This window comes from Candidatus Manganitrophaceae bacterium (assembly GCA_016200325.1).
GTDB lineage: Bacteria > Nitrospirota > Nitrospiria > SBBL01 > Manganitrophaceae > Manganitrophus.
On sequence record JACQEZ010000011.1, the window covers coordinates 275,888 to 299,296 of the forward strand.

Consider the following 23,409-nt stretch of genomic DNA (forward strand, 5'->3'; position numbering starts at 1 on the left):
CTAAGGCCGGTTCTGAAGAATGCCGGCGACGATCATCGCAATCACGACCCCAAATAAGAAAAGGGCGATGCAGCCGCATCCCCATCGATTCGTGCTTTGGACATCTTTTACCAGAGAGGCTTTGCTTTTTTTCCGCTTGATCAACGCTTACTCGGATTCATCGCTGCGGGTCCACGCCGTGGTCGGTTCCAAAATCTCACCGGGTTATCGCTCACTGCCGCCCCTTCTGTGCAGCCGGCATGCAATCTGTTGCCTCTTCAAGCTGACGCGCCCTTTCTGCAATTCCTTCAAGCTTTCCCCGAAGCAGCGCGATCCGCGCCAGAAGATCGGAAGAAGGATTGAGCCGCTCCACCGCGCCGAAGGTCGAAAGAATCTCTGGAAGGAGCTCTCGCATTTCCGTCATCAAACGGATCCGCTCCTTCCCTTGCGTCGGTGTTCCCATCTTAGGTCGCATCCCTCGGCGGCGTTCCCACCGAGATCTCTATTTTTTTCTCTTGTCTTCCTCGAAAGAGGGTCATTTCAAGAGACGTACCGGGATTTAGCTTGGAGACCGCTTGGCGAAGCGCTTCAGGACTGGTGATCTTTTGGCCGTTCAATGCAACGATCACATCCCCGGCCCGCAGCCCCCCCTTATCCGCAGGACTCCCCGATTGGACGGAGGCGACGAAGACCCCTTCAGAAACGCGAATGCCAAGACGCGTGGCAATCTGCGGCGTCAGCTCTTGAATCGTAATGCCGAGCCAGCCCGCCGGCGGCGCCTCAACGGCGAGCCATCCTATCAGAAAAAGGAAGAGAAGTCTTCGCATTTTTCATACCCGTAAAATTTTACAGATCTGGGACGATTATTTCAGACGCCCAAAGGGAAGTCAAGACGGGAAGGCCTCAATCCGAAGCGGCCCGGTTGATTTCTCATGGACGGGACGGTACGATGAATAAAGGAGTATGCTCAATGACATTAAATAATCGTTTTTTGAATGATCTCTTTCAGCACCTCCCCTTTAAAATCGCCTGGATTAATCGAGACCGCGTCTACGCGAGGGTCAGTCCCTCTTATGCCGGAATGTTTGATGGAAAGAAGCCGAAAGATCTCATCGGCCGGTCGATTTATGAGCTTTTTCCCAACACGAATAACGCTTTAGATTCCCTCTTCGATCAAACCGCGTCGACCGGAGGAGACTCCGAGACAGTGCTAGAGCTGAACTCAGACGAACATCAAGGTCACTGGTTCATCAAGGTCTGGCCCGTCCAAGATTCCGATAAAAAACCGCTCGGCTGGATTCTTTCTATTCTTGATTTAACCCCGGAGATCGAGATGCAGACGCATCTTGAAGAGACACTCGCCGAACTGGAAGAAGAGCGGGAGAAGCTCCAAGCCGATATTCGAGAAAAAGAGAAGGTCATGTCGCTCTTGGATCAATCTCACTTCGACCTCGCGGCCAAACATCTGGAGCTGGAGCAGGTCAGCGAGCACCGAAGCCAGCTGCTGACCGACCTCTCCCACGAGCTACGGACACCCTTAAATATTATCTTGGGCTATGCTCAACTTCTTCAGGATGAAAAGTTCGGTCGGATGAACACCGCACAGCGCGATGTCTCCCAGAGAATCGTGGAGAACTGCCGCGTCCTCTCGAAAGCGATCGACAAAAGGGTCGACCGGCCTCGACGCTCCGAGCGGCCTGCCCCCTCTTTCATCACCGAAGTGGCCCTGCCGGCGCTTTTGTCGGGCGTTCTCTCCTCAATCCGGCCGCTCCTACGGGAGAAGCAGATTCGGGTGAAGTGGAGCACCCGGAAAGAGCTCCCGACCATCGTCAGCGATCCGGTTCGGCTTCGAAGGATCTTCTTGAATTTAATTAACAACCTGGCTAAATTTGTCCGAGGGGTTACTTTTACCTTGGCTTTAAAAGACCTTCCCAATGAGAAGTGCGTGGCGGTCCATTTGACCGAGAGCGGTTCGAGGAAGATTCCCGAATCCCTTTCGCCGATCTTCAACGATTTCTTCCGACTCGAAAAGCAAGAACACACCGGGGCCGGCGTCTCCATCGTCAAGGAGCTGCTCGATCAGATCGGCGGCCATATTGAGTTGAAGCAAAAGCGAACCGGTGTCACTTTCGTCATTCGACTCCCGTATTTCCTTCCGGGACAAGAGCAGCTCCCCCGGAAGAATGAGGCGGCGTGAAACCGCTCAAAACGATCGGATGATGAGAGTGACTCAGAAGACCGGATCGGTTGTCGCCGTCTGCCGCCGTCCGGCCGCCGGCATTCCGAAAATTCCGCAGCGTGAAATCATCGTCGGCCCCGATGGCGTGGAAGGGGACTACCATGCCGGCCCCAAGCGTCGGAGCCGCCGGACCGGCAGAGTCAAAATAAACGATCGCCAGATCAGCATCGTCGCCCATGAAGTGCTTGAGGCGCTGAATCGGCAGCTGGGCATCGCCATTCCGCAAGGCGGCTTTGGAGAAAACATCCTGGTGGCCGGCTTAGGCGATCTCTCGGGTCTGTCGGAAGGAGATCAAGTCTGCTTTGAAAATGGGGTCGTCGTCGAGGTCACGGAGCAGAACCCTCCCTGTGCCACCCTGAAGCGCTGGCACAAGCAGCTCCCGTCTGAATCGATGGGGCGACGCGGTGTGGTGGGGGTGGTCAAAAAGGAGGGGGTGATTCGCCCGGATGAACGCGTCACGTTAAAAAAGACGCGCCTCCGGGCGGCTTCGGTCGGTAGAAAGCGCTAAATCTTTTATTTTATATCGATCAGCTCCACATCAAAAAGAAGGGTGGCGTTGGGCGGAATGACCCCTCCCGCGCCCCGCTTGCCGTACCCCAGATCGGGCGGGATGGTGAGCTTCCGCTTTCCGCCGACCTTCATCGTCATCACCCCTTCATCCCATCCGGGAATGACCTGCCCCACCCCGATCTGGAACGCAAACGGCTCGTTCCGGTCGCGGGAGCTGTCAAACTTCTTTCCATCGGTCAGCCAGCCGGTGTAATGGACGATGACCGTCTGTCCTTTCTTGGGGCTCGCCCCCTTCCCTTCCACTTCATCGACATATTCCAAACCGGACGCCGTCTTCACCGCCTTCTCCTTTTGCGCAGACATCTTCTCGCTCTCCGCCGCCATGAGGGGGCTCGAGAAGAGAAGACCCAAGATTAAGAGAGCTAAAAACCGCATTGATCCTCCTATCCCATTCATATCGTCAATTCGGCCCTGAGTCTATCCTCGGAGAAATAAAGAATCAAGCGATTTTTAGCTACTTCTTTTTCCCTGTCCGCTGAAAGGCATCGACCGCGCTCCAGAGCGCCAGGGCCACCAAGATCGCCTGGAGGGAAAGAAGCCCGGCCTTTCCCAACGTCTCCCGGCGGACCACCCCGCTCAGGATTATCGCCGATGCCAGAAAAATCGCCCCCTTCACCCATCGGTGCTGAAGCATCTGCCCCGCCCCCGGCAGAACGGTTGAAAGTGTGGCGGTGAGTATTCGTTCCATCATGGCTTTTCCTCCCTTTTTTGTATTTCCATAAAGTATATCCTAAATTTTGGAGGAAAGAGGACATTCATCTATCAGCTCACATGGCAATCCATTTTCAACAATCGTCAACAGAGGCGCTTAAACCAAGACAAACGCATTGACGGCGTCATACAATTATTATAAAACGTAAGACGCGATTAGGAGGACATATGAAAAAGTCTCAGGTCACGGTTCGGTTGGACAAAGATCAACTGGCTCGCGCACAAAAAATTCTAGGTGCCGAGACCATCACAGAAACAATCGAGCAGGCGTTGGCATTGGCCACAGAAAAAGCAACGCACGACGCCATCGTTCGTAAATATAGCGGCACAGGCCGAAAGGACTCCTTTGCAGACCGGTAACTTTGCTCTCCGCGATATGTCCGTTTATATGAACGTATCGTTGAATATGCATAAATATGGCATGATGCATCTAATACTTCCAGAGGTGAGACCGTGCGCATAAAATTAAACATTGAGGACAAACTGCTTGACCAGGCATCAAAGTTGACCGGCGTTAAGGAAAAAACATCGCTGGTCAGACTGGGTCTTGAAGCATTAATTGCCAGAGAAAGTAGCAAACGGCTGGCTGAGCTCGGGGGAACTGAAAAGAAATTAAAGTCGATCCCACGCCGAAGAATGGGTCATAGATAACATAATTTTGGTCGACACCGCCGTATCAGGCGCACCTCTTTCAGTCACCGGAAGCGGCGCGCTACGATTTCTGCATCTGCTGAAAGGTGATCTCCGTGAACTCGGCCGGGCGGCTGATCGCCACCTTCACCGTGACCCGCAAGATCCCCTCGACAATCTCTTCCGCCGTCATCGTCTCTCCGAGTCCCACCTGAACGCTGAACGCGTCATCCGCACTCGCTCCCGCCAGCCCTCCCCGTTTCCAAACCGAGTCGAGGAAATTGCCGATCATGCTTTTGAGGGCGACCCAGGTGGTGGCGTCGTTTTTCTCGAAGATAAAGGCTTTCGCCGCCAGCTTGATCGATTCTTCCAGCATGATCCTCGTTCGGCACATGTGGATATACCGCCGATCGGGGCTGTTTCCGTCGAGGGTCCGCGCCCCCGAAACCAGCGTCCCTTCGCCGACGAAGGCACGGAGGACGTTGATCGACTTCCCCTGCGGGGAGACGTTCAGCGCCTCCCGCTCCTCGTCGGTGATGGGGACGGCGGGAGAAATCACGGCGTTCAAACTGGCGTTCGCCGGCGCCTTCCAGACCCCCTGCGACGCGTCGATCGTCGTATAGACGCCGGCCATCGCGGCCGCCGGCGGGAGGAGGTTCAGACGGCGCTGGATCTCGGAGAGAATCTTGCCGTAAAGCGGGAAGCCGGCACGGAGGTTCCTGTCCAGAACTTTTTTAGAAGTCGATACCTCCTCCGCCTTCGCCCCGGAATCTTCCGTCCAGTCCTGGGTGATGTGGTCCACCCCTTCAATCAGCGCGGCCACCCGCTCGGGTTTCAAACCTTCCGCCGCCAGGCGCTTCACTTCCGCCCTGAGAAGGGTCTGCAAGCGCTCTTTATTGGAAATGTTTTCGTAACTCACCTCGTTATTTTGAACAATGGCGGTGTTCAGCCAGGGATAATAGGCCGCCGCAAAGTCGAGGTATTTGTTCCCCACACCGTCTCGGAACTTCTCAATCACATCCCCGCCGGGCCCCTGCCTTCCTTGATCCCCTCCGTGAACATCGAGAATCGCAACCCGGTTTCCCATCTCTCCGCAATGGGCCAAGGCGGCCTGCTGCACCGCGGCGCAATCGGCCGCCGGCAGCCGCACCGCTTCCGGGATCACCACCATCGTCGGTTCCAGCTCCGCCGTCAGCGTGTCGATGCCGGCCTGCAGCTTGTCCGCCGCGAAATCGGCGGCATAGTCTCCCACCGACACGATGTAACAGACCTCCCCGCCGTTTTGAAAGAAAAGGAGCATGCTGTAATAAAGGAGATATTTTCTCGAATCCCACGTCAGCGAATAGCCGTTCTTGTCTTCATCGAAAAAAGCGGCGACCGGGGACGCTGCAGGGGAAGTCGCCGATTGATCGATCTTGGCAAGAGTGAACTTCGGCGTCGGGCCGACGCCGAAATAGGTTTGGAACTCCGGCAGCGAGCTGATCCGCCGGGGCGTGTTCAACAACGATTTTCCCTGATCGTCGGCCTTCTCGGTATGGCCGATGAATGCGGGAACCGCGGTCGCCACCTCCACCACGGAATTGGGAAAGGCATTTTTTTCGACGATAAAAACACCGGGGCCTTTTATCTTTTCCATACGCTTTCCCTTTCATTCGGGTTAAAAGGACGATCGCCTGTCTGCTGTTTTCTCTTTGAGTGACTTGGGAGGACGGGTCCGGGACAACAACTCGCGCTCAGTGGGGGCCTGGGGAGGTATTAAACCCTTCTCGGTGCGTTGTCAATGCGGTCGCTGAGGCGACTGCGGGAGGGCCGGGGACTAGCGGATTCATTCTCAGAAAATGTTCTTCTCCTTCAAAGTCTGCCCCTTCAGCAATGTTCCTAAACTCTGCTATAGACATCAACTTTAATTATAATTTGGCTTATTTAAAGTTAAGTTCTTAACTTTAAATATAAAAACTGTATGTAAAGAAAAATCCAAGACTTCAAATTGGGTATTTATTTTCCCTCACGATCTCTTTCAATGCATCAATGCAAGGCCTGACCCCGTTCATTTCTCCGCACATGCTAACAAATTTTGAAAAAAGAACGCAATCCAATCTCAAATTAAATTTTCAAAGTTACCGGTGCCCCATATCCCCCCTGCCCGATCGCATCGCGTCGGCCTTGCATGATTGACAGAGTGATTAGCTTGAATCCGGGTGGCACGTTCAGGATGATACCGCCATATGATGGAGGGTCGGCCTTAGTTTGCGGTATTGTGGCCGGTTTGTTTGTCGATTCTTGATTTCATCGGGTAATCGTAGGCCTTTAGATGCTATTAATAGCTCGGAGCCAACCCGTTTTGTTTGTATGGAATAATTTATATCGAATAAAAACTGGCGACGCTTAACGTAGAGGGCCTGGATTTCTTTTGTATAGTCATAAGTTACAATCCAAGGGTATTTCAATCCCAAAACTGTATCTGCAACATCTTTGTGTTCATCCGGGCCGTAATAGTTTGTGTATAGACTTGACCCTTTGTTGAAGTAGGGCGGATCGATGCAAAAAAACGTCTTTTCTGGCAGGTTTTTCTGCATTTGTTTCATGAATGGTATTGCATCAAGATTGGTAAGATGAATTCGATTGCGATACTTGGCAACACGTTTTATCCGCCGAGCTAAGTCCTTACGATTGAAACGGCAGTCAAGCTTATAGTTACTATTTTGTGACAGTCCCCCTATTGCGCCCGCTCCTTTGATGACGCCAGAACGGTTAGTTCTATTCAAGAAAAATGTTGCGAATGCGAGCTGAAGTGTGTTGTCCGAATCCACTGAGAGATGGATTTCCTTTTGTCGATGCCACTCTTTTATTGTTACGGGAGTGTCTTCTACCAATTCGATCAATTCTTCTGTCCGATTTAAAACGCATTCCCAGAACGCGCAGATGGAAATATCCAAGTCATTTATATGTATGTCGCTTACATGTCCCTCATAAAGCAGCGAGAGAGCCAGTCCGCATCCACCGGCATAGGGCTCAACATAATGCCCCCTTTCTAAACGATTCTCGCGGAGAATAGTAGAAACAAGACCATAAAGGCAGGATTTTCCGCCGGGGTATCGAAGAGGTGAGGTTGTTCTAATCATACTTTGACCGCTTATTTTTCATAACTTTCAAAGTAGTTTAACATTTATCGATTCACTCGGCCAGCGATTTCAAGGGAGCGTTATTTTCCCTTCGCTTCTTCTGCCAATTTGCATATTACTTCTTTCAAGGTATCCATATCATTGGCAAGCTGCTCCCCACTGAAATTTGCCGACCTATCATGGTGCTTTGTGGTATTCCCATAATTGGAGATCCGTTGAAGCGCCTGGCGAATTGAATTTACATCTTCCTTAACGGAAAAACCCATAGAATTGAGCTTCTGTTTACTCAGAAAATCATTGAAAGAGGTGGCTGAATTTCGTCCGCATTGTGAAGTTAAACACTCAAAGAATGACCATGCCCCCACGGAAATAAGAGGTGTGTGGTTTTCGAGACTAATATCACAAATCGAATAGTATATCGTTTCCATTTTATAGCTGGGTATGGCTTTCAACTTGGCGTGGATGTCCGCTTCGTAGCGAATATTTTTTGGTCTGTCGGGTTTCTTTGGTGATGTTTTCCTTTTCCTACCCGTACCTCCTGCGCTTGGATCAGACAACGACTCAGGATCGGTGCGCCTTCCCGTTAATCCATCAGTTGTGCCAAGAGTACGAGAGTACTCCTTAATTGCTTTCGAGTTGGAACGTGAATTCACGACATCACTTAGTAAATCTGCTATGAATTTCTTTAAGAGAAGATCGAAGTCAGGTTTCGGTCTGTTTCGTGAGATGTCCTCAAGATTGCTGGTATCAAGACCCATTGTCTCACGCAGGATAGCGTTGCCAAGGTATCGCTGTACTGTGGTGATTTTCCCTTCTCGGTCCTGTGCCGATATTAGATGATTTTTCTCGGCGTAGTCCAAAACGACTTGCGCGAGAATGTTTTTCTTATCACCGATATGGCGTGTCTTTTGTTCAGCGTTCCACGGCTTTCTGCCAATACCTCCCTGCAAGCCGCCGTGTATTCTATCCAGCCAAATATCCACTGCATTCTTATCGTCAAATATGACGGCAAGCACCTCTGATATTTTCGGCGACTTTTCAGCCAGTTTTTCAAAAGCCTTGCGTTGTTTCGTGGGAGCTCGATCGGGATCATTTAACAACCTGATCGCACACATGCGCCGATTGCCTTCTGCGACTGTATAAGAGGCTACTGCGCGCTGCTTGTCCTTTTTTCCATCTAATGGGATAAGCGCAAAAAGCTCTAATGGATTCAGGCCATGCTTCGATATATCTTTAGCAAGCTCATACACGTACTCATCACGACAGAGATATTCGATTACTTCCGCTTCACTCTGGTAAGGTTTATGCCTGGGGTTTTCAAGATTGAGAAAAATTCGATCTACAGAGATTATCTTTGCATCTACGAGTTGATGTTTGATCATCTTTTAGCCATAGTCAGGGTTATTTTATATTAAAACTTACGATTAGAGGAAATCATCGAACCACCCGTCGATGTGCTTTTCTCTTTCATGACCATTCCCTTCCCCTACACCAGCTCGATCATCACCCGGCGTCCGACCATCGCTGCCGCCCGTTGCAGACTCGAAAGCGTGATATCATTTCTCGGATCAAGCAGGCGGGCAACCGGCGGATTGCACAGGCAATCGAATTCACGAAGCGTGATCTGATCCATCACACCCGCTTTGTGCAGTCCCTTCGCTGTGGCATAGACCGCTTCAAGGATTGCTAATTTTCTTCTCCTCATTGCGCCATCTTACACCAATTCGGCGTAATTTCGAATCCCATTTTCCATCCTAAATGTTATTGTTCCCCCGCCTGCCGTCGCGTCCGGGAAGATGCGTCCCTACCGCGACAGCGAAAAGTCCCGCCGCCCCCATGGGGCTCCCCGCCGCACGACATCCAGCGGAGCCAAGGACACCCGTGGCTCTTGGGGTCGCGTCTTGAATCTTGATAAACCGGACAAGATCCTCTGTTTGTTAGAATGAGAATATTCCTACAGAGCAATGAGGTCACCCGTCATATAATCTATTTAAGAACAGCATTCATGATTTGTGTTTTTAATCTACTCCATTCATGGATTTCCTTCAACCGTAGTTTTCAGGAAGTGACCGATGAGGGGTATTGGGCACAGAAATAGTGTTCAACTGTTACTGCTCTTTTAAGAACATCCTAAAAAGAACTATGCGGCCGGCTGGTTCGCTTTGACCTGAAGTTGGACATCCTCATATGCTTGAAGAATTTTAATAATCCCGAAGATACTTTCCGCCCTCGGGTTGCCGCGCGGTCCAAGCATTCGGTGAATACTTTTGCTGGGCTTGCCGAGCTCCTTCGCCAAGCCTTCAAACGTAATCGTTGCATTGATATAATCCCGCAACAAGGCCTTGCCCGCCCCAAGGTCGCCTGCAAGCAGCGCATTCACCGCCTCGGTTAGACTTCAACCTAAGTTACTTATTTTTATACGAAATAAATCCGCTCTTTTTGTCCAGGGCCAGTCTGGGGCCACAATTACATAGCCATAAAAATAGCATTCCAGAAAAGCCTCAGCGATAAGCAGCCAGTGCCAAACCTTGTTGTGCAATTTTGCATGTACTTGACAACATATGTATTATAATACATAATATCTCAGTGAACTGGGATGTCCTTATACATGAAGAATTCGAACCCGAGTTTGATGCCCTGCCTGAAGAAGTGCAGAACGAACTCCTCGCTCATGCGAAACTTCTCAAAGAATTTGGACCTCAGTTAGGTAGACCTTGGGTCGACACGCTTAAAGGCTCCCGCTACGTGAACATGAAAGAGCTAAGGTTTGATGCAGCTGATGGCGTTTGGCGTGTCGCCTTTGCCTTCGACCCCAAGAGGAAAGCGATTCTTCTGGTGTGCGGCGACAAGTCAGGAGGGAGCTCAAAACGCTTTTATAAACAACTGATCAGTAAAGCAGATAAGAGATTTGACGGGCACCTAACCCGTTTGAAAAAGGAAAGGAAGTAGAACGATGAAAACGATTGATCAAAAAATGAAGGGAATGACTGCCGAGCGGCGGAAAAAAATTGAAGCACGCGCCGCGCAATTACGTGCCGAGGAAATGACCCTTCAGGAACTCCGGCGGGCACGCAAGCTTACACAGGCTCGGATGGCGAAGGCTCTTGGCATCTCTCAAGATGGCGTTTCCCGCCTCGAAAAACGTACAGACCTTTTGCTTTCAACACTTCGTAAAACGGTGGAAGCTATGGGTGGCAATTTGTCTATTGTAGCGGAATTTCCAGATCGAGAGCCAGTTATTTTATCTGGCATCGCCACTGAGGATTCAGAGCCTACTGTATCTCGTAAACACGTGCCGGCATAGTGTAACACCTCAAAAACCGACATCTGTCTTATTGGTATTCAGGAAGGACTACTACTCTAAAAATTCGCCATCAAACGAACATTGAAACGCGCATGTCGCGCCAGCATAGAACTGTGTTCTCATCTCCTTTTGTGACCCGTCGGGCTCTTGGGGTCGCGTCTTGAATATTGATAAACCGGACAAGATCCTCTGTTTCTTAGAATGAGAATCTTCCTACAGAGCGATGAGGGTCGCCCGTCACATGTTTATCTATTTAAAAACAGCATTCCGTTGGAAGCCTTTTCTTTTACCCATCCGAGCGACTGTAGAACCTCATCAAGGGTGCCGTCTTCAATACACTCGTTGATAAAAAGTTGCGCCGCCTCGCTGATATTTTGCAGGGCCTTCTTTTCCGTTTTGCCGCAGGCAAGATAAATCTAAGACAGGAGGATAGGCAACATAACTTTGGCCTTCCTTAAACAGCTTTACTGGAATATTGAGATCGATTTGGATTTTGGTTTTTTCTGCCATCCGGTTCTCCTGTCGTTAGGATAGCAGAAGAGAGGGGAAGTAAATAGAACGGCCTGTAAAAACCTGGTGCCGAAGGGGGGACTCGAACCCCCACGGGGTCACCCCCACTAGACCCTGAACCTAGCGTGTCTACCAATTCCACCACTTCGGCAATATTCGGAAGGCGCGGCGTGCTTCAGCCGCCGCAATTTTATAACAGATTTGAATAGAAACCGTCAAGTCAAAGTCGGCCTGCCGCCAAATTACTTCGCCGTCTCTTTTGGGTTCGATCCGATCGCCTCTTTTCTAAATTGCGCATAGAGCAGAAGATCATAGACGCTTTTCAACCCCGCGGCGAGGTAGAAGGGGGCGGCCGCCGAGACCGACTGAATTAAAATGCCGGTCAGGGAGGGGGAGACCGCCTGGGTCAGGCTGCGGGAGAGAAGGGTGATCGAGGCGGCGGCCGTCCGCTCCGAGGGGGCGACGATCGTCACCGTGTAGGCCTGCCGGGTCGGCACATCCATCTGAGAGAGCGCCATCCGGATGAGATAGAAGCCGACCGCCATCTCAAACGTCGGAGAGAGAGGGATCAAGACGAGAAAGAGATGGGAGATCAGATGGGTCGAGACCATCGTCTCGAGCAGGCCGATCCGGTCGGCCAAGCGGGCGGCGACCAAAAAGGAGAGGGAGGTCAAAATCCCGGCGATAAAAAAGAGAAGCGACAAGGTTTGCAGCGGAACATTAAATCGGACATAGAACCAATAAGCCACCAAGCTTTGGATGACAAAACCGCCGGCGAAGGCGTCGAGGCCGAAGAGGAGCGAGAGGCGGGTGATCCGTTTTCGGGAGAGGGGGCTCATCCCCGTCGACTGCCGCGGCGCCACCGCCCCCTCCACCGAGGGACTCAGCCGCGAGGCGAGCCAGGCGGAAAGCAGTCCGAGAGAGGCATAGAAGAAAAAGAGCCACTGAAAGCTTTGCAGCGCGCCGATCCCCCGCTGTTGAAGCCAACCGGGGACCCCGCCGAACAGCGTCCCCGACGCGGTGGCGAGGAGACCGGCCATGTTATAGAAGGCGAAGCGCTGATTTCGTTTTGCGTCCGACCCAACCTGCGCCAGGACCGCCTGCTCAATCGAGAGAAACGGTCCGATCTCATAGCCGGTGGCATTGACCCCGCCCACCGACGCGGCGAGGAGGATCAAGCCCCAATGGGTCGAGAACGCAAAGAGAAGGCCGGAAGCGCCCATCAGGACGCTGAAGAAAAGGAGGGTCGATCGGCGGCCGAATCGATCGGCATAACGGGCCGCCAGCAGGGTAAAGAGGGTCCCGCTGAGGATGCTGGCGGTGAGGACCACCCCGATCTTCCCCTCCGAGAGGCCCCGCTCCCGCAGGTAGATCGCGAGGATCAGGCTGCCAAAACCATAGGCAAAGGCGCGGACCATCCGGGCGGAAATCAGAAGAAGGCCGTCTCGGCCGAGCCCCCGCATCCTCAGGCCGCTCCGTGCCGGGCGAGAAAGCAGCCGGTTTTTTGAGTCGGCCGATACGACTCCTTGGTCCGGCGGAGCGACGGGATCCCGGAGTCGTCCATCAGATTGATCCATTGAAAATCGACGAGGGTCCGACAAAATTCGCGGAAGAGGTAAGCGGACCCCCCCTTTTTCTCCGGATCGGTTACCTCTAAGAAAACACAGAACGTCTCGGCGTTTTGAGGAAATCCGAACGTATAGCCGACGATCGCTTCGTCGACCGCGACGACCCTCCCCACCAGGCCGAGCGCGTCCGCCTCCGCCAAGGCGCGGGAGTGGACCGATTCCGCATCTTGAAGCATCATCCGGTAGACCGTATCCGAATGCCGCGCGGCCCGATCGCCCGCCCAGCGCCGGAAGAGATCCCGGCACGCCCCTTCATCCGCGGCGCGGTAAGGACGGCCGACCGGCTGAAATTGCTTCTCGAAATAATTGCACGCGGCCCGCTGCGATTTGTATCGATCCCCCTTCAATTCGGCCAGGGCGATCCGCCGGCAGAGATATTCGGGATCTTTCGGTTCCACCGTGAGCCCGGAGGCGCGATAAAGGCCGGTCTCGGCCTCGGCGATATTTTCGATCCGGGAGACGGCGCGGTCGGGGTTCTCCCGGTCCATCCAATCAAAACAGTCGAAAATGATTTTTTGATCGGGCGGACCGAGGGGGGGAAGCGGCATGTAGATGCAGCGGTCATATCGGGCGAAGAGGAGGAGGTGATCTTGTGAGACATGATAGAAAAACGAAAAGTGCCCCTGCCAGAGAAAATGGGTGACGAAAGAGTAGGCCGAGAGGGGCGCGCCGGTCCGCTGGAGGAACGGATCAAAAAGCGATCGGCTCTCCGGAAGAAGCGGTTTAAGGGCGATCATCGAGGTGGAATGGCTTGAAAGGGGCCACCCGGCCGACCCGCTCTGTCACGCGAGTCAGGGGGCGAAGAAGGATCACATCGTCCTGAAAAGGGCCGATCAGCCCGGGATGGCCTGCGAGGACCGACAAGATCGACTCCGATTCTAAGAACGACGCGACCTCGCCGGCATCGACCTGCATCTGCGGGTCGGTCGCATGCTCTTGGATAAAGGGGCATTTGGTGTCGATTCCGAGCACGACCGCGCCTTCTTGATCGCGCAAGAGGGCAAAGGGGTAGATCCGGCAGTCGAGCGGACGGTCGGTGTAAATTTTGCAAAACTGCGTCTGCGGATCGAAGTAAGGACAGATGCACCCCTCTCCGTGGGGCTGAAGCCGGATTTTCGATCCGGTCACCGGCGCATGGAATCGGCGCGCCTCGTTCGATCCCAGCTGATCGATCTCTTCTCGTGTGAAGAACGGCGCGAGAAAGCTCGTCTCCTCCGGAAAACGGCAGCAGACATCACAGGTGAGGCAGAGCGAAGAGGGAACGATCTGCTTGAGAGGACGGTATTTTTCGATGAGGGAGTTTGGGTTCATTGAATAAATCGAACAGGTTTTTAAAAATCTTAATCTGTCATTTCGCTTCGCGGAACGCAATCCAGTCGTTTGAACCGAACCATTCCGGATTCCCGCTTTCGTACCCTGCTGAGAGCCGCGGGCACAGGCGGGAATGACGACCGAACACCGATCGCATTTTTCAAAAAGATGCGATCCGAATAAAGAAAGGGGGAGGCTTTCACCTCCCCCCGTTCAAGTCGAAGTCGCTCATAAGCCGAGTTCTGTTCCCTGACCGAAATCAGGGTGATGATCATTCCTCTGGACCGTCTGTTGCCAGCCGGTTCTAGCGACCTTACCCGAGAGCGCCGGGCGGGCCGCCCTTCGCAGGAACGATTTGTGATCATCCTGCTAGCTCTCCTATTTGGTCTTGCTCCGGGTGGGGTTTACCATGCCTTCGATGTCACCATCGAAGCGGTGAGCTCTTACCTCGCCGTTTCACCCTTACCTGCCATCCAAAGGATGGCGGGCGGTTTATTTTCTGTGGCACTTTCCTTAGGGTCGCCCCCAGTCGCCGTTAGCGACCACCCTGCCCTGCGGAGCTCGGACTTTCCTCCCCCCGAAAGATCAAATCGACCTTGCTGAGAGCGATCATCTAAGCCACTTCGCGAAGTGATTCTACACCCTTTTACTTTTCTTGTCGACCGCTTGGTTCGCCAAAGCATCGGCCTCGCTGTTCTCTGCCCGCGGAATGTGATGGAACCGGACCGCCCCTTCCGGAAGTTGTCTCCGGAGCTGCTGCGCCCGCTGGACCAACGGAATAATGCCGGGGTGCTTGACCTTGTACTCGCCGGTCATCTGACGGACGACCAATTGAGAGTCGAGATAGAGATCGACCTCCTGCGGCTGGAACATCTGGGCCGCCTCGAGCGCGCGGATCAAGGCGGTGTATTCCGCGACATTGTTGGTGGCAATGCCGAGATATTCGGAGAGGGTCTGAACCGTCTCGCCCCGCTCATTTTTAATCACCACGCCGATGCCGGCCTCACCCGGATTGTTCCGAGAGGCGCCGTCGGTGTAGATCAACAGTTTTTTGCTCATGCGGGCGGGGCGAAGTAGAGGATTCGTCGGCAGTAGGTGCAGGTGTGGATCTTCTCGCCCTTTCGCACTTCGGCGATCAGCTGCGGGGGAAGATTGAAATGACAGCCGGTGCAGGTATTTCCTTTCAACGCAACGACCGCCAGTCCCTTTTGGGTCTGGGCGAGACGCTTATACTCTTCGAGGAGCTTCTTCTCTACCTTTTCGGAGAGGACCGCCCGCTCTCTTTCAAGGGTCATCATCGATTCGGAAAGGGCTTTGACCGATCCTTCCAGCGTCTCTTTTTCGGAGCGGAATTTTTTTTCCTCTTCGGCGACGACTTTTTCCTGCGCCGCCACCTCTCCCTTGACCGCATCGACCCGCTCCATCAGGAGGAGGATTTGCTCCTCGACCTGCCCCTTCTCCTGGGTGGCCGCTTCGATTTCGTGAAGATGCGTTTGATATTCCTTGTTGGTTTTTAAATCGGTCAGCCGGAGCTTGAGTTTGGTGATCTTTTCCTCCGCCGACTGCAGCGCTTGTTCCTTCTCTTTCCGCTCCTTGGTGAGCTGGTCCAAAGCAGCCTTCGATTGGGTCGCCGTCTCCTTTGCCCCATCGAGCGGCTGTTGCGCGGTTTTAAGGCGCTCTGGAAGCAGCCTCTCTTCTTCTCGGTACTGATTAAGTTGGCGGTCCAACCCTTGTAGCTGAATCAAAATTGCAAGTTGCTCTTTCACCCACTTCTCCTTCCGTCACTTCCAGTAAAACAGCATGGGAATGGTGGGCCCACCAGGATTCGAACCTGGGACCAACCGGTTATGAGCCGGCGGCTCTAACCGCTGAGCTATGGGCCCGTTCGATCAGCCGCTCGGCCTTCTGGGTGAGGGATCCCCAAAATACGCTCCTGCAGATTGAACCGACCTCTGAGGACGCGGCCTGCTCGTTAGAGACTTTCGACAAAGCTCTTCAGCCGCTTGCTTCGGCTGGGGTGGCGAAGCTTCCGGAGCGCTTTGGCTTCGATCTGCCGAATACGCTCCCGGGTCACCTCAAAATCTTGGCCGACCTCTTCCAAGGTGTGATCGGTCGACTCGCCGATCCCGAAGCGCTTCCGGAGGACCTTCTCCTCGCGCGGGGTCAGCGTCTGCAGAACGCTGTTGATCTGACGCTGCAGATCATACCGAATCGCCGCATCGAGCGGGGAGATGACTTTTTTATCCTCGATGAAGTCGCCCAAATGCGAATCCTCTTCTTCGCCGATGGGCGTCTCCAACGAGATCGGTTCCTTGGCGATCTTAAGAATCTTCCGAACCTTCTCCAGCGGAAGGTCCATCTTCTCGGCGATCTCCTCCGGGGAAGGCTCTCTTCCCAATTCTTGAACGAGTTGACGAGAGGTCCGGATCAGCTTATTGATCGTCTCGATCATATGAACCGGGATCCGGATGGTTCGCGCCTGATCGGCGATGGCGCGGGTGATCGCCTGACGGATCCACCAGGTGGCGTAGGTCGAGAATTTGTAGCCGCGCTTGTATTCAAATTTGTCGACCGCCTTCATCAGGCCGATATTGCCCTCCTGAATCAGGTCGAGGAATTGAAGCCCGCGGTTGGTATATTTCTTCGCAATGCTGACGACGAGCCGAAGGTTCGCTTCGACCAGCTCGCTCTTCGCATATTTCATCCGCTGCTCGGACTGAGAAAGCTGTTGGATGGAATGCCTTAACTCCTCCGCCGAGACAAATGCCGACTCTTCGACCTCCCGAATTCTCTTTTTGGCGCTTCGATAGGTTTTCTCAATCTCCAAGATCTGCTCTTCCGAGAGGTTGACCTTTCTTTCAACGGCCCGCATCTCTCTCCGCCCCAGCTTCGCTTTTTTCAAAAGGGCGTTGAGCTCATCACTCGGGACGCCCAATTTCCTCGTGCAAAGGGTGACCTCCCGTTCGGCGTGGATCACCTTATCGGCCAGAGAGCGGAGCTCCTCGATGAGTCCTTCAATCACACGGGGATGGAGGTTGAGCGATTCAATCCGCTCGATCACTTTGGCCCGCGCGACTCTGACGATCTCCTGTGCCTGCTTTTTTCCCTTTTCCGAGCGGGCGGAGCGCTTGGTCCGCTCGATGATTTTCATCAGGTCGCGGTAGCGGTTCTTAATCTGAACCATCACTTCGAGGGTCTTGTTCTTCAGCTCCCGTTCATCCTGCTCGACCACCTCAAATTCTTCATCCTCCGGCATAGAGACGACTTCGCCGATCTGAATCTGCTCCCCCTTGAGCTCCTCGCCGAGCGACAGCACCTTCTGGATGGCGATCGGAAGACCAAAGATAATGCTGGAGATCTCTTTCTTCCCCTCCTCGATCCGCTTGGCGATCTCGATTTCACCCTCCCGTGAAAGAAGGGGGACCGATCCGATCTCTCTGAGATAAAGTCGGACCGGATCATCGGTTCTGCTGACGGCGCCGGGGGTGAGATCGATCTCTTTCTCCCGCTCTTCCCCGACCACTTCCTCGTCGACCTCTTCCACCTCCTCGACCTCTTCGACCTCTTCATCCGATTCGGCCGGCAGTCGCTGGAAGCGGCCCGCATCTTCCGGATCGATGACCTCGATATCCATCTCACCGAACATCACCATGATATGGTCCAGCTGGTCGGAAGAGAGAACATCCGCCGGAAGGGCATTATTCAATTCCTCATAGGTGAGGAATCCTTTTTCTTTGCCTAAAGAAATCAGTTGTTTGACCTCTTCCATTTTTTCTTCTTTGGACATGGAACCTCCGATATATCCCTAAATAAACTTTATAAAGATTCGTTCAGCTGGTTTAATTTTCTTCTCAATTCAAAAAGACGACGCTGCAACGACTCGATTAATTCACTGTCGCCGCCTCGGTCGGCCTCTCTTATTTTTCCCTGAAGCGCGATGCTTTCCCGCTGCATCCTTTTCTTCTGCAGAGAGGCGACGCAATCTTTGAGCGTCTGCGGCGCGTCCTCAAAATAATTTTCACGGATCGACAAGCGGCGCACCAGCCCCAAGAGCGACTCGTCCATCTCGTCCAACGCTTCCAAATTCTGCGGCGTGGACCATCGGCCTTCAGCGGCATTCCATAAATGGCTAAGAATGCCGCGCATCTGTGGATCTGTAAAATCGTCCAATTCCAGACCGGAGAGCGCAGATGGGTCTATTTGGTTCTGGAGGAGAAGGGAGACAATCATCTCCTCACCCTGAGGAAGCCTCGCTCCGGCCGGGAGCGCCTGGCTGACTGGACGCGCTTCCTTTTTTCCTTTGGTTCGGGAAGCAAATTGGGCCCGCAGATCAGGCTCTTCGATATTGAGCGTCTCTGAGAGCGTTTTTAAATAATGGCCCTGCTCGAATTTGTTTTTCAGCTTTTCAATAAGGGGAAAGATCTCCTCCGTTACCTTGATTTTATCATCAATCGATTTCAAAGAGGAAGCCTCCGCCAGCTTGGCGATGGCAAAATCGATCAAGGTTTTTCCTTCCCCTAACTTACTAAGAAAGCCCTCCTTCCCGACCCTCCGGATAAAGAGATCCGGGTCCTCTCCCGGCGGAAGCGAGATCACTTCGGCAGAGATTCCCTCTGTAATAAAGAGGGGGGCGGTCCGAATCGCCGCGCGGGCCCCCGCCTCATCCGGATCAAAGAGGAGGAAGACTTTTTCGGTCCATCTTCGGATCAGACGGAGATGGTCTTCCGTTAAAGCGGTCCCCATCGTCGCGATAACGTTCGTGATGCCGGCCTGGTGCGCCGCCACGACATCAAAATAACCTTCGACGATGATCAGGGAGCGCGCTCCCGATTTTTTGGCCCGATCCAATGCAAAAAGATGTCTCCCCTTCGTGAAGACGGGGGTCTCGGAGGTGTTCAGATATTTCGGCTGCGCGTCATCCAAGACCCGTCCGCCAAATCCGACCACATTTCCCTGCAGGTTGCGAATGGGGAAGAGCACCCGATTTCGGAACCGATCGAAGAAGGTCTCTTCTCCCTCTCTCCTTGAGATCAGCCCCGCTCTCTCCAGAAGGGGACGCGGAAACTGTCGGCCGAGTTGTTTTAGAAGATCGTCCCGCCGGGGGAGGGAGAAACCGATCGAAAATGCTTGAATGGTCTCCGGCGTAATCCCTCTTTTCTTAAGATAGTCGACAGCACGGGCCCCTTCGGGCGTCTCCAGCAAATTGCGCTGAAAATAGGTGGCGGCGGCCTCGTTGATGCGATAGATCTGATCGGTCTCACCCCGGACCGCAGGATTCTCTTTCGGAGTATATTCCGGAATGACCACCCCGGCTTTGCCCGCCAGCTTACGAAGGGCTTCCGGGAAAGCAAGGTTTTCCATCTTCATGATAAATTGAAAGATATTTCCCCCGGTTCCACATCCAAAGCAGTGAAAGATCTGTTTAGAAGGGCTCACCGTGAAGGAAGGGCTTTTTTCGGCATGAAAAGGGCAGAGCCCCAGATAATTCTGCCCTGCTTTCTTGAGGGCAAGATATTCGGATATGACAGCGACCAGATCGGTTCTGTCCCGAATGGTTTCGATGAGCTGGTCAGGAACCCGTCTTCCGAGCAAAGAAACGCCTTCTTTAAAGTCAGGACCCTGCAGTTTTTTCGCGACCCTCAGGTTACTTTTGCCCGAGGCATTCTCGAACCACCTGGCTGATCTTGTTTCCTTCGGCCTTTCCGACAAGCTGCGGGATCAACAGCTTCATGACCTTCCCCATTTCCTTCACATCGGTCGCGCCCGATTGGGCGATGGCCTCCTGGACCTTGATTCGAAGCGCTTCATCGGAAATCTGCTCGGGAAGAAAGGATTGAAGAATCGTCAGCTCTTTCTCTTCTTGCTCCACGAGGTCTTGACGTCCCCCCTTTGCGAACTGCTCGATCGACTCCCGCCGCTGCTTCATGGCAGAGCTGATCAGCTGAAGGACCTCTTCCTCGGTCAGCTTCTGTCCCTTCCCCTTGTCGATCTCTTTGTTCTTAATGGCCGAACGGAGGAGGCGGATGACGGAGAGTCGGGCGGCATCGCCGGTCCGCATCGCCCCTTTTAATTCTTCAGCCAATTTTTCTTGGGTTGTCATTTTTATGATTCGTCGAAGGATTCACAAGAACAAGATAAATTTTCATTATAGCGAACGGGGTATCTCTTGTCAACCAGTTGTTTTTATTTTATTTTCTCTGCCTCTTTAACCGGGGGGCCAGCGCATCGGGCGCCCCCCTAACAGATGAATATGGAGGTGAAAAACCGTTTGGCCGGCATCCCTTCCCGAGTTGATAACGGTCCGAAAGCCCTGTTCCGCAATCCCCTTTTCCTGGGCCAACTGAGGAACCACGGAGAAAAGATGCGCTACCTCCATTCTCTGGTCAGAGGTCAGGTCGAGCAGGCCGGAGAGGTGCTTTCGGGGGATCAGCAGCAGATGCACCGGCGCCTGAGGGTTAATATCCTCAAATGCGATGACCTTTTCGTCCTCGTAGACCAGCTTGCAGGGGATTTTCTTCTCGACAATTTTACAGAAGAGGCAGTCCGGGTTTACCATATCGGCTCCTTAGCGTTTCGCGGCAGGTTTTTTCGTTCGCGATTTTTTCTCGCGCGATTTTTTCTCGGCCAGTCCCGATTGAGCGGTCCGGCGCTGCAACTCCTCATCGATTGCCTTTAGAGGAATCCCCTGCTGATTCAGAGCGACCAAAAGGTGGTAGAAGAGGTCGGCTGTCTCATGGATGACCTCTTTCCGATCCTCGTTTTTGGCGCTGATAATGAACTCGCCCGCCTCCTCCCCCACTTTTTTCAGGATCGAATCGATCCCCCCCTGAAGCAGAAGGCTCGTATACGAATGGGGAGAAGGATGCTTCTTCCGTTCCGAGATCATCTGGTAGAGCGCTTCGAGCATCGGAAGCGCCGGCTGGGCCGGGGCCGAATGCGACGGGCAGCCATTTGCATCGATCTTCTCGAAAAAACAGGAGCGGCTCCCGGTATGACAGGCGACGCCGACCTGCTCGACCTCAATCAAAAGGGTGTCTTGGTCGCAGTCGGTATAAAGCGCCTTTACCCGCTGGATGTGCCCCGACGTCTCCCCTTTTCGCCAGAGCGTCTTTCGCGAGCGGCTCCAAAAATGGGTTTCGCCCGACCGGAGCGTTTTTTCCAGCGCCTCCGCGTTCATATAGGCGACCATCAACACATCTTTCTTTGCATGGTCGACGATGACCGCCGGAATCAGCCCCCGGGAAAATTTCAGCTGGTCGATTATTTTCTTCATACGCTTCGAACCGAAACCCCCCGCTCGGCCAGATAGCGCTTCGCCTGCGGGATCGAATAGGTCTGGTAATGAAAGATCGAGGCGGCGAGCACCGCATCGGCCCGGCCGACGGCGACCCCTTGATAGAGATGCTCCAGGGTTCCGACCCCGCCGGAGGCGATGATCGGGACATGCACCGCCTCGGCCACCCCTTTTGTTAATTCCAGATCATACCCCTGCGTCGTCCCGTCCTGGTCCATGCTGGTGAGGAGGATCTCCCCCGCGCCGAACCCCTCCATTTTCTTTGCCCAGGTGATCACGTCGATCCCGGTTTCCTTTCGGCCGCCGTGGGTGTACACCTGCCAGGTCGGATTTTCCGGGTCGTCCTCCCGCCGGTTTTTGTTCCGCTTCGCATCAATGGCGACGACGATCGTGGAGCTGCCGAACTGGAGCGCCGCGGCCCGGACGAACTCCGGATTTTCGACGGCGGCGGTATTGATCGAGACCTTGTCGGCGCCGGCCGCGAGCAGCCGCCGGACATCTTCCACCGTTCGGACGCCGCCGCCGACGGTCAGCGGCATCGAGACCTCTTCGGCCGTCCGCCGGACGATCTCCAACAGAATATCCCTTCCTTCCGACGACGCGGTGATATCGAGAAAGCAGAGCTCGTCGGCCCCTTGCGCTTCATAGAGCTTGGCGATCTCCACCGGATCGCCGGCATCTTTCAAGTTGACGAAGCCGACCCCTTTGACGACCCGTCCCCCTTTGACGTCGAGACAAGGGATGATCCGCTTGGCCAGCATCACCCCTCCCCGCGAAGCATCGCCAGCGCCTTCGGCAGCGAGAGGGCCCCGGTATAGAGCGCCTTCCCGACGATCGCCCCCTCGACCCCGGGGATCTCGGCCAGCTGTTGGATCTGCTTTAGGGTCGTCACCCCGCCCGAGGCGATAATCGGAATCTCGACCTGCATTCCGATTTCTCTGAAGAGATCGATGTTCGGGCCGGCGAGCATCCCGTCTTTCTCGATGTCGGTTAAAATCAGCGCGGCGACCCCCGCCTCCTGCATCCGATACGCCAAGGTGGCGACCTCCTCCGGATGAATCTCGGTCCAGCCCCGGACGGCGACCTGCCCTTGCTTCGAATCGATTCCTGCGATGATCTGGCGGGGAAATTTCCGCGTTGCCTCCTTGACCAGCGCCTCGTTCTGAAGCGCGGCGGTCCCCAGGATGACTGCGGCGGCCCCGACCGAAAGATAGCGCTCCACCCGCTCGAGGTCGCGGATGCCGCCGCCGACCTGGACCGGGATCTGAACCGCTTTGATCATCTGTGCGATCAATTCATAATGGACCGTCGTCCCGCCGACGGCGCCGTCGAGATCGACGAGATGAAGGCGCTCGGCCCCTTGCGCCTCCCACTGCCGGGCCATCTCCGCCGGATCTTCCGAGTAGACCGTCTCGGAATCCATCGCTCCCTGCGTGAGGCGAACGCAGCGCCCCCCTTTGATGTCAATCGCCGGAATTAAAATCATCCGCGTCCCTCACTTCAACTTAGCAAAATTCGCCAGAAGGGTTCGTCCCCGCTCCTGGCTCTTCTCCGGGTGAAACTGGCAGGCAAAGAGGTTGTCGCGGGCGATCGCCGAGGCGAACCGAACCCCATACTCGGTGGTCGTCGCAACGGCCTCTTCGTCTTTTGGAACGGCATAATAGGAGTGGACGAAATAAAAATAAGACTGGTCCGGAATGCCCTCCAGGATCGGCGTTTTCTTCTCGATCCGGAGTTGGTTCCATCCCATATGCGGCACCTTCAGCGCCCCCTCCGGAAAGCGAACCACCCGACCGGGAATGAGGTCGAGGCCGGGGTGCGGCCCGAACTCCATCCCCTCCGTGAAAAGGATTTGAAGGCCAAGACAGATCCCAAGATACGGCTTTCCCGTTCGGATCGATTTGGCAATCGGATCGAGGAGGCGAAGGGCCTCGAGGTTCTTCATACACTCCGGAAAGGCGCCGACGCCGGGGACCACCAGATGGCTGGCGTCGGCAACCCTCTTCGGGTCGCGCGTGATCTCGGCGGCATATCCGGCCCGCTCGAATCCCTTCTGAACGCTTCGAAGGTTCCCCGATCCATAGTCAACAATAACGATTTTCATCAGCGTT

At 54.1% G+C, this 23,409-nt stretch carries 29 protein-coding genes, 2 tRNA genes, 1 other RNA gene and 1 pseudogene; 6 read left to right on the forward strand and 27 right to left on the reverse strand.

The features are described 5' to 3' along the window. The 3 genes from HY282_09155 to HY282_09165 all read right to left on the reverse strand — a co-directional run bounded on the left by HY282_09155 (nucleotide 1) and on the right by HY282_09165 (nucleotide 806). Nucleotides 1–144, reverse strand: coding sequence for a hypothetical protein (locus tag HY282_09155; protein ID MBI3803915.1), 144 nt, complete (start codon nucleotides 142–144; stop codon nucleotides 1–3). A 67-nt stretch (nucleotides 145–211) separates the two neighbouring features. Next, nucleotides 212–442 (reverse strand): hypothetical protein, encoded by a 231-nt coding sequence (locus HY282_09160; protein ID MBI3803916.1) that lies wholly within the window; start codon nucleotides 440–442, stop codon nucleotides 212–214. Between the two features lies 1 nt (nucleotide 443). After that, nucleotides 444–806 carry a PDZ domain-containing protein gene (locus tag HY282_09165; GenBank protein ID MBI3803917.1) on the reverse strand — a complete coding sequence of 121 codons (363 nt, stop codon included), beginning with the start codon at nucleotides 804–806 and terminating at the stop codon, nucleotides 444–446. Nucleotides 807–949: 143 nt separating this feature from the next. On the opposite strand from HY282_09165, the gene HY282_09170 reads away from it, so the two are divergent. Continuing rightward, the gene (locus HY282_09170) at nucleotides 950–2,176 is read left to right on the forward strand and encodes a PAS domain-containing protein (GenBank protein MBI3803918.1); all 1,227 of its coding nucleotides are present in this window, start codon (nucleotides 950–952) and stop codon (nucleotides 2,174–2,176) included. Nucleotides 2,177–2,204: 28 nt separating this feature from the next. Next, a complete protein-coding gene (locus tag HY282_09175) occupies nucleotides 2,205–2,726 on the forward strand; it encodes an MOSC domain-containing protein (protein MBI3803919.1) in 522 nt (173 codons plus the stop codon). A 5-nt stretch (nucleotides 2,727–2,731) separates the two neighbouring features. Here HY282_09175 and HY282_09180 read toward each other — a convergent pair whose 3' ends face one another. Next, nucleotides 2,732–3,184 (reverse strand): FKBP-type peptidyl-prolyl cis-trans isomerase, encoded by a 453-nt coding sequence (locus HY282_09180; protein MBI3803920.1) that lies wholly within the window; start codon nucleotides 3,182–3,184, stop codon nucleotides 2,732–2,734. A gap of 58 nt (nucleotides 3,185–3,242) precedes the next feature. Continuing rightward, nucleotides 3,243–3,479 (reverse strand): hypothetical protein, encoded by a 237-nt coding sequence (locus HY282_09185; protein MBI3803921.1) that lies wholly within the window; start codon nucleotides 3,477–3,479, stop codon nucleotides 3,243–3,245. A 188-nt stretch (nucleotides 3,480–3,667) separates the two neighbouring features. Between HY282_09185 and HY282_09190 the strand changes: the two genes are divergently transcribed. After that, the gene (locus HY282_09190; GenBank protein MBI3803922.1) at nucleotides 3,668–3,859 is read left to right on the forward strand and encodes a hypothetical protein; all 192 of its coding nucleotides are present in this window, start codon (nucleotides 3,668–3,670) and stop codon (nucleotides 3,857–3,859) included. A 93-nt stretch (nucleotides 3,860–3,952) separates the two neighbouring features. After that, nucleotides 3,953–4,150, forward strand: coding sequence for a type II toxin-antitoxin system VapB family antitoxin (locus tag HY282_09195; protein ID MBI3803923.1), 198 nt, complete (start codon nucleotides 3,953–3,955; stop codon nucleotides 4,148–4,150). Nucleotides 4,151–4,211: 61 nt separating this feature from the next. Here the strand turns inward: HY282_09195 and HY282_09200 are convergent, their stop codons facing one another. From HY282_09200 to HY282_09220, 5 genes and pseudogenes are all read right to left on the reverse strand, one after another. After that, nucleotides 4,212–5,765 carry a phage tail sheath family protein gene (locus HY282_09200; GenBank protein MBI3803924.1) on the reverse strand — a complete coding sequence of 518 codons (1,554 nt, stop codon included), beginning with the start codon at nucleotides 5,763–5,765 and terminating at the stop codon, nucleotides 4,212–4,214. Nucleotides 5,766–6,336: 571 nt separating this feature from the next. Further along, nucleotides 6,337–7,251 (reverse strand): DNA adenine methylase, encoded by a 915-nt coding sequence (locus tag HY282_09205; GenBank protein ID MBI3803925.1) that lies wholly within the window; start codon nucleotides 7,249–7,251, stop codon nucleotides 6,337–6,339. An 80-nt stretch (nucleotides 7,252–7,331) separates the two neighbouring features. Beyond that, nucleotides 7,332–8,633 (reverse strand): hypothetical protein, encoded by a 1,302-nt coding sequence (locus tag HY282_09210; GenBank protein ID MBI3803926.1) that lies wholly within the window; start codon nucleotides 8,631–8,633, stop codon nucleotides 7,332–7,334. A gap of 200 nt (nucleotides 8,634–8,833) precedes the next feature. After that, nucleotides 8,834–8,956: pseudogene (locus tag HY282_09215) on the reverse strand (transcriptional regulator). Nucleotides 8,957–9,391: 435 nt separating this feature from the next. Continuing rightward, entirely contained in the window at nucleotides 9,392–9,631 is a 240-nt protein-coding gene (locus tag HY282_09220; GenBank protein ID MBI3803927.1) for a transcriptional regulator, read from the reverse strand. A gap of 206 nt (nucleotides 9,632–9,837) precedes the next feature. Here HY282_09220 and HY282_09225 point away from each other — a divergent pair, with 206 nt between their 5' ends. Next, complete coding sequence (locus tag HY282_09225) at nucleotides 9,838–10,200, forward strand: type II toxin-antitoxin system RelE/ParE family toxin (protein ID MBI3803928.1); 363 nt, start codon at nucleotides 9,838–9,840, stop codon at nucleotides 10,198–10,200. A 4-nt stretch (nucleotides 10,201–10,204) separates the two neighbouring features. After that, on the forward strand, nucleotides 10,205–10,555 hold the full coding sequence (locus HY282_09230; GenBank protein ID MBI3803929.1) for an XRE family transcriptional regulator: 351 nt from the start codon (nucleotides 10,205–10,207) through the stop codon (nucleotides 10,553–10,555). Between the two features lie 330 nt (nucleotides 10,556–10,885). Here the strand turns inward: HY282_09230 and HY282_09235 are convergent, their stop codons facing one another. The 17 genes from HY282_09235 to hisH form a co-directional block, all read right to left on the reverse strand. After that, the gene (locus HY282_09235) at nucleotides 10,886–11,065 is read right to left on the reverse strand and encodes a hypothetical protein (GenBank protein MBI3803930.1); all 180 of its coding nucleotides are present in this window, start codon (nucleotides 11,063–11,065) and stop codon (nucleotides 10,886–10,888) included. A 64-nt stretch (nucleotides 11,066–11,129) separates the two neighbouring features. Further along, nucleotides 11,130–11,216, reverse strand: a tRNA-Leu gene (locus HY282_09240). 91 nt (nucleotides 11,217–11,307) lie between these two features. Then, a complete protein-coding gene (locus tag HY282_09245; GenBank protein MBI3803931.1) occupies nucleotides 11,308–12,528 on the reverse strand; it encodes an MFS transporter in 1,221 nt (406 codons plus the stop codon). A gap of 2 nt (nucleotides 12,529–12,530) precedes the next feature. Continuing rightward, nucleotides 12,531–13,430, reverse strand: a complete 900-nt coding sequence (locus tag HY282_09250; GenBank protein ID MBI3803932.1) for a DUF2156 domain-containing protein — start codon at nucleotides 13,428–13,430, stop codon at nucleotides 12,531–12,533. Then, complete coding sequence (locus tag HY282_09255) at nucleotides 13,417–14,004, reverse strand: YkgJ family cysteine cluster protein (protein MBI3803933.1); 588 nt, start codon at nucleotides 14,002–14,004, stop codon at nucleotides 13,417–13,419. Before HY282_09255 ends, HY282_09250 begins: the two co-directional genes overlap by 14 nt. Before the next feature lie 215 nt (nucleotides 14,005–14,219). Beyond that, an RNA gene (gene rnpB, locus HY282_09260) (RNase P RNA component class A) lies at nucleotides 14,220–14,630 on the reverse strand. Nucleotides 14,631–14,640: 10 nt separating this feature from the next. Further along, nucleotides 14,641–15,063, reverse strand: coding sequence for a ribonuclease HI family protein (locus tag HY282_09265; protein MBI3803934.1), 423 nt, complete (start codon nucleotides 15,061–15,063; stop codon nucleotides 14,641–14,643). After that, the gene (locus HY282_09270) at nucleotides 15,060–15,770 is read right to left on the reverse strand and encodes a hypothetical protein (protein ID MBI3803935.1); all 711 of its coding nucleotides are present in this window, start codon (nucleotides 15,768–15,770) and stop codon (nucleotides 15,060–15,062) included. Before HY282_09270 ends, HY282_09265 begins: the two co-directional genes overlap by 4 nt. Nucleotides 15,771–15,811: 41 nt before the next feature. Continuing rightward, nucleotides 15,812–15,887 (reverse strand) — tRNA-Ile (locus HY282_09275). An 89-nt stretch (nucleotides 15,888–15,976) separates the two neighbouring features. After that, nucleotides 15,977–17,791 carry an RNA polymerase sigma factor RpoD gene (gene rpoD / locus HY282_09280; GenBank protein ID MBI3803936.1) on the reverse strand — a complete coding sequence of 605 codons (1,815 nt, stop codon included), beginning with the start codon at nucleotides 17,789–17,791 and terminating at the stop codon, nucleotides 15,977–15,979. A gap of 29 nt (nucleotides 17,792–17,820) precedes the next feature. Beyond that, complete coding sequence (locus HY282_09285) at nucleotides 17,821–19,596, reverse strand: DNA primase (GenBank protein ID MBI3803937.1); 1,776 nt, start codon at nucleotides 19,594–19,596, stop codon at nucleotides 17,821–17,823. Between the two features lie 52 nt (nucleotides 19,597–19,648). Continuing rightward, nucleotides 19,649–20,104, reverse strand: coding sequence for a GatB/YqeY domain-containing protein (locus tag HY282_09290; GenBank protein MBI3803938.1), 456 nt, complete (start codon nucleotides 20,102–20,104; stop codon nucleotides 19,649–19,651). Between the two features lie 105 nt (nucleotides 20,105–20,209). Next, nucleotides 20,210–20,560, reverse strand: coding sequence for a histidine triad nucleotide-binding protein (locus HY282_09295; GenBank protein MBI3803939.1), 351 nt, complete (start codon nucleotides 20,558–20,560; stop codon nucleotides 20,210–20,212). 9 nt (nucleotides 20,561–20,569) lie between these two features. Continuing rightward, entirely contained in the window at nucleotides 20,570–21,277 is a 708-nt protein-coding gene (locus HY282_09300; GenBank protein MBI3803940.1) for a bifunctional phosphoribosyl-AMP cyclohydrolase/phosphoribosyl-ATP diphosphatase HisIE, read from the reverse strand. After that, the gene (gene hisF / locus HY282_09305; GenBank protein MBI3803941.1) at nucleotides 21,274–22,059 is read right to left on the reverse strand and encodes an imidazole glycerol phosphate synthase subunit HisF; all 786 of its coding nucleotides are present in this window, start codon (nucleotides 22,057–22,059) and stop codon (nucleotides 21,274–21,276) included. The genes HY282_09300 and hisF overlap by 4 nt, the downstream gene beginning before the upstream one ends. Then, nucleotides 22,059–22,784 (reverse strand): 1-(5-phosphoribosyl)-5-[(5-phosphoribosylamino)methylideneamino]imidazole-4-carboxamide isomerase, encoded by a 726-nt coding sequence (gene hisA / locus HY282_09310; protein MBI3803942.1) that lies wholly within the window; start codon nucleotides 22,782–22,784, stop codon nucleotides 22,059–22,061. The genes hisF and hisA overlap by 1 nt, the downstream gene beginning before the upstream one ends. 9 nt (nucleotides 22,785–22,793) lie before the next feature. Continuing rightward, a complete protein-coding gene (gene hisH, locus HY282_09315; protein ID MBI3803943.1) occupies nucleotides 22,794–23,405 on the reverse strand; it encodes an imidazole glycerol phosphate synthase subunit HisH in 612 nt (203 codons plus the stop codon). Between the last annotated feature and the right edge of the window lie 4 nt (nucleotides 23,406–23,409).